The organism is Streptomyces sp. NPDC127117 (genome assembly GCF_042677325.1).
GTDB lineage: Bacteria > Actinomycetota > Actinomycetes > Streptomycetales > Streptomycetaceae > Streptomyces.
In genome coordinates, this window is record NZ_JBHXTM010000003.1 from 127755 (window position 1) to 139691 (window position 11937).

At 71.5% G+C, this 11937-nt stretch carries 11 protein-coding genes; 9 read left to right on the forward strand and 2 right to left on the reverse strand.

The window, feature by feature from the left end; genetic code table 11:
* The first annotated feature begins 29 nt into the window (after positions 1–29).
* Positions 30–1712: an ABC transporter family substrate-binding protein gene (locus tag ACFVH0_RS04065; protein ID WP_385817891.1), complete on the forward strand. Its 1683-nt coding sequence runs from the start codon at positions 30–32 to the stop codon at positions 1710–1712.
* A 60-nt stretch (positions 1713–1772) separates the two neighbouring features.
* Here ACFVH0_RS04065 and ACFVH0_RS04070 read toward each other — a convergent pair whose 3' ends face one another.
* Positions 1773–2600, reverse strand: coding sequence for an aminotransferase class IV (locus ACFVH0_RS04070; protein ID WP_385817892.1), 828 nt, complete (start codon positions 2598–2600; stop codon positions 1773–1775).
* An 85-nt stretch (positions 2601–2685) separates the two neighbouring features.
* On the opposite strand from ACFVH0_RS04070, the gene ACFVH0_RS04075 reads away from it, so the two are divergent.
* Together ACFVH0_RS04075 and cutA are read left to right on the forward strand one after the other, a co-directional pair.
* Complete coding sequence (locus ACFVH0_RS04075; RefSeq protein WP_385817893.1) at positions 2686–3312, forward strand: NADPH-dependent FMN reductase; 627 nt, start codon at positions 2686–2688, stop codon at positions 3310–3312.
* Positions 3313–3415: 103 nt separating this feature from the next.
* Entirely contained in the window at positions 3416–3754 is a 339-nt protein-coding gene (gene cutA, locus ACFVH0_RS04080; RefSeq protein WP_385817894.1) for a divalent-cation tolerance protein CutA, read from the forward strand.
* A gap of 27 nt (positions 3755–3781) precedes the next feature.
* On the opposite strand, the gene ACFVH0_RS04085 is transcribed toward cutA, so the two are convergent.
* A complete protein-coding gene (locus tag ACFVH0_RS04085) occupies positions 3782–4492 on the reverse strand; it encodes a vancomycin high temperature exclusion protein (protein ID WP_385817895.1) in 711 nt (236 codons plus the stop codon).
* A gap of 174 nt (positions 4493–4666) precedes the next feature.
* Between ACFVH0_RS04085 and ACFVH0_RS04090 the strand changes: the two genes are divergently transcribed.
* From ACFVH0_RS04090 to ACFVH0_RS04115, 6 genes are all read left to right on the forward strand, one after another.
* Positions 4667–5464: a Cof-type HAD-IIB family hydrolase gene (locus ACFVH0_RS04090; protein ID WP_385818063.1), complete on the forward strand. Its 798-nt coding sequence runs from the start codon at positions 4667–4669 to the stop codon at positions 5462–5464.
* Between the two features lie 68 nt (positions 5465–5532).
* Positions 5533–5724: a hypothetical protein gene (locus ACFVH0_RS04095; RefSeq protein WP_385817896.1), complete on the forward strand. Its 192-nt coding sequence runs from the start codon at positions 5533–5535 to the stop codon at positions 5722–5724.
* Positions 5725–5789: 65 nt separating this feature from the next.
* Positions 5790–7109 (forward strand): deoxyguanosinetriphosphate triphosphohydrolase, encoded by a 1320-nt coding sequence (locus ACFVH0_RS04100; protein ID WP_385817897.1) that lies wholly within the window; start codon positions 5790–5792, stop codon positions 7107–7109.
* 199 nt (positions 7110–7308) lie between these two features.
* Entirely contained in the window at positions 7309–8568 is a 1260-nt protein-coding gene (locus ACFVH0_RS04105; RefSeq protein ID WP_385817898.1) for an NAD(P)/FAD-dependent oxidoreductase, read from the forward strand.
* A 127-nt stretch (positions 8569–8695) separates the two neighbouring features.
* Positions 8696–10606 (forward strand): DNA primase, encoded by a 1911-nt coding sequence (gene dnaG / locus ACFVH0_RS04110; protein WP_385817899.1) that lies wholly within the window; start codon positions 8696–8698, stop codon positions 10604–10606.
* Positions 10607–10810: 204 nt separating this feature from the next.
* Entirely contained in the window at positions 10811–11911 is a 1101-nt protein-coding gene (locus ACFVH0_RS04115; protein ID WP_385817900.1) for an RNA polymerase sigma factor, read from the forward strand.
* The last annotated feature ends 26 nt before the right edge of the window (positions 11912–11937 follow it).

The following is an 11937-nucleotide window of genomic DNA, read 5'->3' on the forward strand; positions in this document are numbered from 1 at the left end:
TCACCGAAACCAGAAGGAACCCTTCCGCCATGCGCGCAAGACTGGCCCTGCCCATCGCACTCGTCGCCGCCGTCTCGGTCGCCGCCACCGCCTGTGACGCCTCGTCCGGGAAGGACGGGTCCGACGCGGCGGGCAAGGACGCCCCCGAGGCCGCATCGGCCGCGGCCGACTACAACCCGGTGCCGTACGACCGGATCAAGGACGGCGGCACGTACACCACCGCCGGGACCTTCGACGACCAGGGCAACCCGTTCAACGTCAACGCCACCCTGACCGCGTCCCGGGTCTGGGCCTGGTACAACGCCGACGCGATCACGTACTCGCCCACCGGCGAGGTGCAGTACAACCCGGACTACTACAGCGATGTGAAGGTCGCCGTCGAGGGAGGCAGGCAGAAGGTCACGCTGACCATCAACGAGAAGGCCACCTTCAACGACGGCACCCCGATCGACTGGACCGCGATCGAGGCCACCTGGAAGGCCAACAACGGTTCCGACAAGGCGTACGACACCTCCTCCACCGACGGCTACGACCGGATCACCTCGGTCCACAAGGGCGCGAACGCCAAGCAGGCCGTCATCGAGTTCAAGGGCGTCAACGCCTCCTGGACGACCCTGTTCACCACCTTCCTGCACCCGAAGGCGGCCACCGTCGCCAACTTCAACAAGGCGTACGTCAAGAAGGCCCACCCGGAGTGGGGCGCGGGTCCGTACACGGTCGGCGAGTGGGACACCCACTCCGGCGGCATCACCTTCGTCCGCAACCCGAAGTGGTGGGGAAAGAAGGGCAAGCTCGACAAGCGTGTGTACGTCAACCTGGAGTCGACCGCGGCGGTCAACGCCTTCAAGAACGGCCAGCTCGACTACACCTCGGCCGTCGACGCGGAGAGCCTGAAGCAGGTCAAGGGGCTCAAGGGGACGGAGATCCGCAGCGGCGGCAGTCCCTTCGAATACTCCCTCTACTTCAACACCAAGTCGGCGAACCTCTCGGACACGGCCGTCCGCAAGGCCATCCAGGAGAGCATCGACCGCTCCCAGATCGCGAAGATCCAGTTCCAGGGGCTCGACTACAAGGAGCCGCTGCCCGGTTCGGCGGTGCTGTACAGCTTCCAGAAGGGCTACCGGGACAATGTCTCCGCCGTCCTGAAGCACTCACCGGACGAGGCGAAGAAGACGCTCGACGCGGCGGGCTGGAAGCCCGGCGGCGACGGCATCCGGGTCAAGGACGGCAAGAGGCTGGAGGTCGGCTACACGATCCTCGGCGACCAGCCGCTGGACAAGGCCATCGCCGGTGCCTTCACCGCGATGCTGAAGCCGGTCGGCGTCGAGGTCGTCACCAGGAAGGCCGACGAGGCGGACTTCTCGAAGATCCTCAGCGAGCGCAGGTTCGACCTCTTCCTGTCCGGCAACCGCTCCATGGACCCGTTCGGCGCCCGCTACCTGTGCGACTTCTACTGCTCGGACCGTGATTCCAACATCACCGGCGCCGGAACCCCGGCCCTGGACAAGGAGATCCGCGCGACCACCGGGATAGCCGACCTGGACGAGCAGGTGAAGGCGGTCAACGAGGTCGAGCAGAAGGCCCTCGGGCAGTACGCCTTCCTGCCGTTGTTCAGCGGCCCCTCGACGTACAGCGTGAAGAAGGGCCTCGCCAATGTCGGCGCCACCATCTTCCACAGCCCGCTCCCGGAGACCATCGGCTGGGAGAAGTAACCCGCACCCGCACGGGCTCCGGCCCCGGTACGGCCGCCGGCCGCACCGGGGCCGGGCGCGTCAGATCGCGTCCCAGCGGGCACCCGCGTACGCCTGCCCGATCCGCTTCATCAGCTCCTCGTCCACCTCGAACCGGGTGTCGTCGATCCGCCCGACCGGCGCGATGCCCTGCGAGTTGGTGATGAACGCCGAGCGGTAGGCGCCCAGTCCGTCCAGGGTCACCGGACGCCGTACGGACTCCAGCCCCGCGCCGGGCAGTTCCCGCTCCAGCAGCCCCATGGTGATGCCGATCAGACAGGGGGCGCCCGGCCACACCACCGAAGTGCCGTCCCAGAAGCCGATGTTGGTGATCGCGCCCTCCGTCACCGTGCCGTCCGGCAGGGTCAGCAGGGCCTCGTCGAACCCGGCACGGGCGGCCGCTCGCGCGTAGTACGTCTGGCCGAAGTCGCCGGGCCGCTTGATGTGCGGCACGGTACGGGCGTACGGGACGGACATCAGGCCGTGCGGTTCGGCGGACTTCCGGGCCGGGCCGCGCACCGTGACCATGACGGTCGTCTCCGGGGTGCCGACGGGCGGGGAGCCGTGGACGCCTTCCGGCAGCAGGAGGCCGTGGACCCGGACCGAGGCGTCCCGCACCCCGGCGCCGTCCAGCGCGTGCCGGACCAGCCCGCGGACCCGTGCCCCGTCCAGACCGCGCCCGAACAACTCCCGGCCGGCGGCGTCCAGCCGAGCCAGATGCAGATCCAGGCCGCGTACCTTTCCGCCCCTGATCTGCATGGACGTGAAATGGCCATAACCGGCGGAGGCCGGAATCCGCAGGTTCGCCTCGCTGGCCGGACGGCCGTCGAACTCGGTGTACGGGAAGGGCGCGGGTGGGGGAGCCGTCATGCGGTCCACGGTATGCCGCGACGGCCGGCGGGGCCCGGCGGAAGGGGCTTGACCTCGACCATGGTTGATGTACGAGGCTCTCCGCATGGACCTCACCACGGCACCTTCATCCACCGCATCCACGGCCGGCTCCACCGCACCCCTGAAGGTCGCGGTCATCCTCGCCAGCAACCGCGAGGGGCGCTTCGCCCCCGTCATCTCCGACTGGTTCCTCTCGCACACCGGCCCCCACCCGGACATCGAGACCGATCTGATCGACGTCGCCGAACTCGGCCTCCCGGCCGCGCTCTCCTTCCGGCCGGACGCCGACGCGCAGGCCCGGCTCGCGGCCGTCGCGTCCAGGCTGGCGGCGGCCGACGCCTTCGTCGTCGTCACCCCCGAGTACAACCACTCGTACCCGGCCCCGCTGAAGAACCTCATCGACTGGCACCGCGACGAGTGGCAGGCCAAACCCGTCGCCTTCGTCTCGTACGGAGGGGTCTCCGGCGGGCTGCGCGCCGTCGAGCACCTGCGGCAGGTCTTCGCGGAGCTGCACACCGTGGGCATCCGCGAAACCGTGTCCTTCCACAACGCGGGCGCGCTCTTCGACGACGAGGGCAGGCACCAGGACCCGGCGGGCTGCGACGCGGCGGCCAAGGTGCTGCTCGACCAGCTGGTCTGGTGGGGGCACGCCCTGCGCGACGCCAAGGCCGTCCGCCCGTACGGCGTCTGACCCGGGAGCGCCGAGCCGCGACGTCCCCGACAATCGACGGAGGGGGAGCACTTCGTAACCACCCCAGCGAGCGACCACGCGACCGACCTCGTAGGAGCCGAAGGTGACGACGCCGGCATGGCTGACCGTACTGACCACGACGGACAGTGAGGAGAAGGCCCATGCCCTGGCGCAGGGCGTGGTGGAGGCGCGGCTCGCCGCCTGCGTACAGATCTCCGCGCCCGTCACCTCGGTCTACCGCTGGCAGAACGCCATCGAGACCACCGAGGAGTGGCAGCTGCTGTTCAAGACGACGACCGAGCGCTACCCCGAACTGGAGGCCCATCTGGAGGCGGCGCACGACTACGAGACCCCGGAGATCATCGCGATCCCGGTGGTACGGGGCAGCGCCCGCTACCTGGCCTGGGTCTCGGCCGAGACCGCCCCGGTCACGTCCCTGTAGCCCCGGGCCCCTCCGGGGCCGCGGGGCCTACCGCTCCTGCGCCGCCAGCGCCTCCCCGACCCCGGTCTCCCGGGGCCCCAGGAAGTGCGGGTCGGGCTTGAAGACGGCGTCCAGCGCCGCCTTCCCCGCCGCGAACACCTCTCGTGTGCCGCCGTAGTACCAGGTCGCGTCGTGCTTGGCGTCCACGCCCACCCCGTACGCGTCGATCCCCGCGGTCCGGCAGAGCGCGATCGCCCGGCGGATGTGGAACCCCTGGCTCACCAGCACCGCGCGGTCGACCCCGAAGATCTTCTTGGCCCGCACACAGGAGTCCCAGGTGTCGAACCCGGCGAAGTCGCTCACGATCCGCTCGTCCGGCACTCCGCGCTCCCTGAGATAGGTGCGCATGGCGTCCGGCTCGTCGTACTCCTTCCGGCTGTTGTCCCCGGTCACGAGCACGACCTTCACCTTGCCGTCCCGGTACAGCTCGGCGGCGGCCTTCAGCCGGTTGGCGAGATACGGCGACGGTCTGCCCTGCCAGAGCCCCGCCCCGAACACCATGGCCACCTGCTGCGGGGGCGCGTCCGCGGTCGTCCTGACCCGGGCGTCCGCGACGGAGTACATCCAGGTCATGGGCGCCAGCCCGGCCACACACGCGAGCATCACCGCCTGCACGGTCCGCCGCTGCGCCCGCCGCGTCCGCGGCCACCGCGGACGCAACCGCCCGAGCGACTGCCGCCCCGGCCACTTCACCCGCATGGGAGCCCCCCCTCTTTCCTTACCGTGTTCGGTCGTCCCACTTGATCGGACGATCAGGAGGCCGAAAGGGTTCTCGAACGGACGGGACGAATGCCGCACCGCCGCCCCGGAACCCGGGGCGCGCGGACCGCCGGGCGGGCCGCCCCTTAGCATCGCCCAATGCTGCGTCCACGACTGATCGCGTCAGATCTCGACGGCACCCTCCTGCGCAACGACGGCACCCTCTCGCCCCGCACCCTGCGCGCCCTGCGCACCGCCGAGAGCGCCGGCGCGGAGATCGTCCTCGTCACCGCCCGGCCGCCCAGGTTCGTCGACCGGCTCGCCGACGCCGTCGGCCTCGTGGGAACGGCGGTGTGCAGCAACGGGGCGATGGTGTACGACATCGGGACGCGCACCGTCGTCTCCTCCCGCGCCCTGCCGCTCACCACCGCCCGCCGCGTGGCCACCGCGCTCGCCGCCGCCGTGCCCGAGATCGGCTTCGCCCTGGAGACCGGCAATCAGATCCTCTACGAACCGGCCTACCGCCTGCGGCTCTCCGAGGACACCGGCGCCGAACTGCCCGTGCCGTCGCTCGCGGACCTGTGGCTGGCCGACGTCCCGGTCACCAAGCTCCTCGCCTGGTCCGACCGGCTGGACGCGGACGCGCTGCTGGCCGCGGCCGAGGCGGGGGCCGTCGACGGGGTGCAGCTCACCCATTCCGGCGGGCGCGGGCTGCTGGAGATCAGCGCGTCCGGGGTCACCAAGGCCGGCACCCTGTCGGTGCTGTGCGCCGGGCGGGGCATCGACGCCGCGGAGGTCGTCGCCTTCGGCGACATGCCCAACGACCTGAGCGTCCTCGAATGGGCCGGCGCCGGTTACGCGATGGGCAACGCCCACCCGAGCGTGCTGGCCGCGATAGCGACGCACACGCTCAGCAACGAGGAGGACGGCGTCGCGGACGTCATCGAGCGGCTCTTCGGCCCCGCCCGCTGAACCCGGCGGCACGCCTCCCGTCACCCGCCCGCAACGGCGCCGCAACCTCCCTCCCGCACCATCGAGCCATGACGCAGCCGGCACCGGCACAAGCCCAGGAGTCCCTGCCCCTCGACAGCACGGCGCAACTGCTGACCCGTATCACCGCACAGCTCGGCACCCAGCTCTGCCTGGTCACCCGGAACGGAACCCGCAGAACCGCATCGGCGGAGTCCCGGCCCCCGGGCGGCGCCAGAGGCGTATCCGCAGGAAAAACCTGATGAACGGACATCTCCGGGCGGCCGCCTGAGCCTTCTTGTCGGTCCGGCCGTTTACTGTCGGAACCATGGACGGCATGGACGGTAAGCAGGGCACGCAGGACCACGGCACCGGCCCCTACGGCCCGGCCGACGCCGAACGCTGGGACACCGAGCCGGACAAACGGCCGGGCCGCACCGCGTTCCAGCGCGACCGTGCCCGGGTGCTGCACTCCGCCGCGCTGCGCCGGCTCGCCGGGAAGACCCAGGTCGTCACCCCGGGCACCCGCAGCCACGCCTGGGACGCCAGCCCCCGGACCAGGCTCACCCACTCCCTCGAATGCGCCCAGGTCGGCCGGGAACTCGGGGCCGCGCTCGGCTGCGACCCCGACCTGGTCGAGACGGCCTGCCTCGCCCACGACCTGGGCCACCCGCCGTTCGGGCACAACGGGGAGCAGGCGCTCAACGACTTCGCGTCGGACTGCGGGGGCTTCGAGGGCAACGCCCAGTCGCTGCGGCTGCTGACCAGGCTCGAACCGAAGCGGTTCGTCCCCGACACCCGCACCGGCGAGCTGGTCAGCGTCGGACTCAACCTGACCCGTGCCGCCCTGGACGCCGCCACCAAGTACCCCTGGCCGCGCGGCGCACACCCCACCGACCCCGGCTCGCCGAAATTCGGGGTGTACGAGGACGACCTGCCGGTCTTCGAATGGGCCCGCAAGGGGGCACCGAAGGACCGCAAGTGCTTCGAGGCCCAGGTCATGGACTGGTCCGACGACGTCGCCTACTCCGTGCACGACTTCGAGGACGGGCTGCACGCCGGGCACATCGACCCCAACTGCCTCTACGCCGAACCGGAGCGGAACGCGATCTGGGCGGTCGCCATCGGCCGCTACGTACCGGCGGACACCGAGCCGCAGGAGCTGGCCGACGCGCTGGACCGGCTCATCGCCCAGGACTGGTGGCCGCACGGCTACGACGGCTCCGCCGTCGCCCAGGCCCGCCTGAAGGACGCGACGAGCCAGCTGATCGGCCGGTTCTGCCTGGCCGCCGAGAGCAGCACCCGGCAGGCTCACGGGACGGGCCGCCTCGGCCGGTACGCCGCCGAGCTGGTCGTGCCCCGCGAGGCCCGCGACGAATGCGCCGTGCTCAAGGCGGTCGCCGACCGGTACGTCATGCAGCGCGCCGAGCAGGAGGCCATCCGCGCCGACCAGCGGATCGTCATCGCCGAGCTGGCCGCCGCCCTCACCGCGCGCGCCCCGGAGGGGCTGGAGCCGCAGTTCCGGGCGCTGTTCGACGCCGCCCGCGACGACCGGACCCGCAAGCGGGTCCTGGTCGACCAGATCGCCGCCCTGACCGACGCCTCGGCCCGATCGCTGCACGCCGCGCTCACCGGACAGCGCCGATGACCGGCTCCCGGAGCCCCGTCCGGCCCGACCCGTTTCCGCCCCGTCTGCGAGCCGTGCCCCGTGCCGGGGTCCGCGCCGCGCAGACTGGACCCGGCCACTGGGTGTGACCTGATCGGGGTACACCCTCTTTCGCCATCACGCTGCGTGCGGGACGCTCGCAGTTGGCGGCGCCGCGAAGCAAGCACCGAGGAGGCATCAAGTGGTCGACGCACATCGGACGTTCGTCATCGTCGGCGGAGGACTGGCGGGAGCGAAGGCAGCCGAGACGCTCCGGGCGGAGGGTTTCAGCGGCCGGGTGATCCTGATCGGCGATGAACGCGACCATCCGTACGAACGGCCTCCGCTCTCCAAGGGCTATCTCTCCGGCAAGGAGGACCGGGACAGCGTCTTCGTCCACGAGACCGCCTGGTACGCGGGCGCCGACATCGAACTGCACCTGGGACAGCCGGTCACCGCACTCGACCGGGAGGCCCGCGCCGTACGGCTCGGCGACGGCACCGTCGTCCACTACGACAAGCTGCTGCTCGCCACCGGGGCCGAGCCGCGCCGTCTGCCCGTCCCCGGCACCGAGCTGGCCGGCGTCCACCATCTGCGCCGCCTCGCCCACGCCGACCGGCTGCGCAACGTACTGGCCGCACTCGGCCGGGACAACGGCCATCTGGTGATCGCCGGGGCCGGCTGGATCGGCCTGGAGGTCGCGGCGGCGGCCCGCGGCTACGGCGCCGAGGTCACCGTCGTGGAACCGGAGCCGACCCCGCTGCACCAGGTCGTCGGCCCCGAACTCGGCCAGATCTTCACCGATCTGCACAGCGACCACGGGGTCCGCTTCCACTTCGGCCTCCGCCTCACCGAGATCATCGGCCAGGACGGCCTGGTCCTCGCCGTCCGCACCGACGACGGCGAGGAGCACCCCGCCCACGACGTGCTCGCCGCGATCGGCGCCGCGCCCCGCACCGCCCTCGCCGAGACCGCCGGGCTCGCCATGGCCCCCCGCGCGGACGGCGGCGGCATCGCCGTCGACGCCTCGCTGCGCACCAGCGACCCGCACATCTTCGCGGCCGGTGACGTCGCCAACGTCGCCCACCCGCTGCTCGGCACCCGGCTGCGCGTGGAGCACTGGGCGAACGCGCTGAACAGCGGCCCGGCCGCGGCCCGCGCCATGCTCGGCCAGGACGTCAGCTACGACCGGGTGCCGTACTTCTTCTCCGACCAGTACGACCTCGGCCTCGAATACTCGGGCTGGGCGCCGCCGGGCAGCTACGACCAGGTGGTCATCCGAGGCGACGCCGGGAAGCGGGAGTTCATCGCCTTCTGGCTGAAGGACCGCCGGGTACTGGCCGGGATGAACGTCAACGTGTGGGACGTCACCGAGACCGTGCAGGGGCTGATCCGGTCCGGCCGGCAGGTCGACCCGGACGCGCTGGCGGACCCGTCGGTACCGCTGGAATCCCTGGGCTGAGCGCGGCCCGGCCGTCCCGCCGGGGCTCCCGGACGGGACGGGCCGGCCGCTCCGCACCGCACCGGCGGTTCCACGGATCACATCGGCGCGCTCCACGGCTGTCGTACCCCACCCGTAGACTTCACCCGTGGCAGGCAGGATCAATGACGACGATGTGAAGGCGGTACGGGACGCGGTCCCGATCGACGCCGTCGTTTCCGAGTATCTCCAGCTGCGCAACGCGGGCGGTGGCAACCTCAAGGGACTCTGCCCGTTCCACGACGAGAAGTCCCCCTCCTTCCAGGTCAGCCCGAGCAAGGGTCTCTTCCACTGCTTCGGCTGCCAGGAGGGCGGCGACACGATCGCCTTCGTGCAGAAGATCGACCATCTGACGTTCGCGGAGGTCGTCGAGCGGCTGGCCGCCAAGGCCGGCATCACCCTGCGGTACGAGGAGGGCGGGTACAACCCCTCCCACCAGCGCGGCGAGCGCATCAGGCTGGTCGAGGCGCACAAGGCGGCCGCCCGGTTCTACACCGAACAGCTGGACGGCCCGGAGGCCGAGATCGGCCGGAAGTTCCTCGCCGAGCGCGGCTTCGACCAGGCGGCCGCCGCCCACTTCGGCGTCGGCTACAGCCCGGCCGGCTGGGACCACCTCACCCGCTATCTGCGCGGCCAGGGCTTCAGCGACAAGGAGCTGATCGCCTCCGGCCTCTCCCAGGACGGCAGGCGCGGCCCCATCGACCGCTTCCGCGGCCGGCTGATGTGGCCCATCAGCGACACCTCCGGCGACGTCGTCGGCTTCGGCGCCCGCAAGCTGCGCGACGACGACAACGGACCGAAGTACCTCAACACCCCCGAGACCGCGATCTACAAGAAGTCCCAGGTGCTGTACGGCATCGACCTGGCGAAGAAGGACATCGCGAAGGCCAGCCGGGCCGTGGTCGTCGAGGGCTACACCGACGTCATGGCCTGCCATCTCGCCGGGATCACCACCGCCATCGCCACCTGCGGCACCGCCTTCGGCGGCGACCACATCAAGATCCTGCGCCGCCTCCTGATGGACAACGGCAGCGCCCGGGTGATCTTCACCTTCGACGGTGACGCGGCCGGGCAGAAGGCCGCCCTGCGCGCCTTCGAGGACGACCAGAAGTTCGCCGCCGAGACCTACATCGCGATCGCCCCGGACGGCATGGACCCCTGCGATCTGCGCCTGGTCAAGGGCGACGAGGCCGTCCGTGACCTGGTCGAACCGCGCACCCCGCTCTTCGAGTTCGCGCTCCGCCAGATCGTCGGCCGGTACGACCTGGAGACCCCGGCCGGACGCGGCGCCGCGCTCGACGAGGCGGCCCCTGTCGTCGCCCGGATCAAGAACAGCTCCTCGCAGCACGAGGTCGCCGTCCAGCTGGCCGGCATGCTCGGAATCCTGGACACCCAGTTCGTGGTCAAGCGGGTCGGCCAGCTCGCCCGCTGGGCCCGCGAGCGGGGCGACCAGCGGGGCCCCGGCCAGGCCCCCGGTCGGGGCGGCCCCCGGCAGCAGCAGGTCCAGGCGCCCCCCGCCGCCCCCTCGGGCCCCGCGCTCAACCTCCGCAGCCCCGCCCACCGCACCGAGCGCGAGCTGCTCAAGCTCGCCCTGCAGAAGCCCGCCCTGGTCTCCCCGGCCTTCGACGCCTACGGGGCCGACGAGTTCACCGCCGCGCCGTACGCCGCCGTACGGCAGTGCATCGCGGAGGCCGGAGGCGCCGAGACGGGCGTTCCGGAGACCCGCGAATACCTGGTCCAGGTCCTGGACGCGGCCCCCAACGACACGGTGCGCAACCTGGTCACCGAGCTGGCGGTCGAGGTCTTCCACGGCAAGACCATCGACGAGACCTACGCGGGCATGCAGCTCGTCCAGGTCCGGCTGCGCGCCGTGGACCGCCGGATCAACGACGTACAGGGCAGCCTCGCCCGCCTCGGCAGCAATGTCGCCCCGGACCACCTGGCGGCGGCGCAGAACGAGGTCTGGGTCCTCCAGCAGTACGCCCAGTCCCTGCGCAACAACGGGGCCGACGCGCTCTGACGCGTCGCCCCGGCGCCGGGAGCGGCCCCGTGTAACCGGCCGGTCACGGACCGGACTCAGAAAGTCCCCGCACGCCCCTCGTGGCAGCGATGTGTCTTCCCCCACACTGGGGTGCGGTGCCTGAGACATCGGAGCGCGGCCGGCCCATCGAACGGTGGTCCTCCATCCCCGCGGTCCGGCAGCGATCACCTGGAGGTCGCCCCCGTGCAGACCCGGACCCTGACCGAAACCGAGCACGTCTCGGCCATCCCCGCGCAGAACCGGGCCGTGCACCATCCGGAGGCCGAGGCGGAGCCGCCGACAGCGAACGATCCGCCCGACCCGCCCGAGGTGCTCATGGAGGAGCCGCAGTCGCCGGGGCCGTCCGGGGCGCGGAGCCGCCCGGAGACCGCCGGCCCGTCCTCCGACCTCTTCCGCCAGTACCTGCGGGAGATCGGCCGGATCCCACTGCTCAGCGCCGCCGACGAGGTGGAGCTCGCCCGCCGCGTCGAGGCCGGGCTGTTCGCCGAGGAACGGCTCGCGAGCACCCCGGACCCGGACACCCGGCTGGCCGTCGATCTCGACCGGCTGGTGGTCATGGGGAGGATGGCCAAGCGCCGCCTCATCGAGGCCAACCTCCGCCTCGTCGTCTCCGTCGCCAAGCGCTACATCGGGCGCGGGCTGACCATGCTCGACCTGGTCCAGGAGGGAAACCTCGGGCTGATCAGGGCCGTCGAGAAATTCGACTACGCCCGGGGTTACAAGTTCTCCACGTACGCGACCTGGTGGATCCGCCAGGCCATGTCCCGCGCCCTCGCCGACCAGGCGCGGACCATTCGTGTCCCGGTCCATGTCGTCGAGCTGATCAACCGCGTCGTACGGGTCCAGCGCCGGATGCTCCAGGAACGCGGCTACGAGCCGACGGCGGAGGAGGTCGCCGGCCAGCTCGACCTCACCCCGGAGCGGGTCGGCGAAGTCCTGCGGCTCGCCCAGGAACCCGTCTCGCTGCACGCCCCGGTCGGCGAGGAGGACGATGTCGCCCTCGGTGACCTGATCGAGGACGGCGACGCCGCGTCCCCGGTGGAGTCCGCCGCGTTCCTGCTGCTGCGCGAGCACCTGGAGGCGGTGCTCTCCACCCTGGGCGAGCGCGAACGCAAGGTGGTCCAGCTGCGCTACGGGCTGGACGACGGGCGGCCCCGCACCCTGGAGGAGATCGGCAGGATCTTCGGCGTGACGCGCGAACGCATCCGCCAGATCGAGTCCAAGACCCTCAGCAAACTCCGCGACCACGCCTTCGCCGACCAGCTCCGCGGCTACCTCGACTGACGCACGAGGGCCCGCACCGCCGGCCG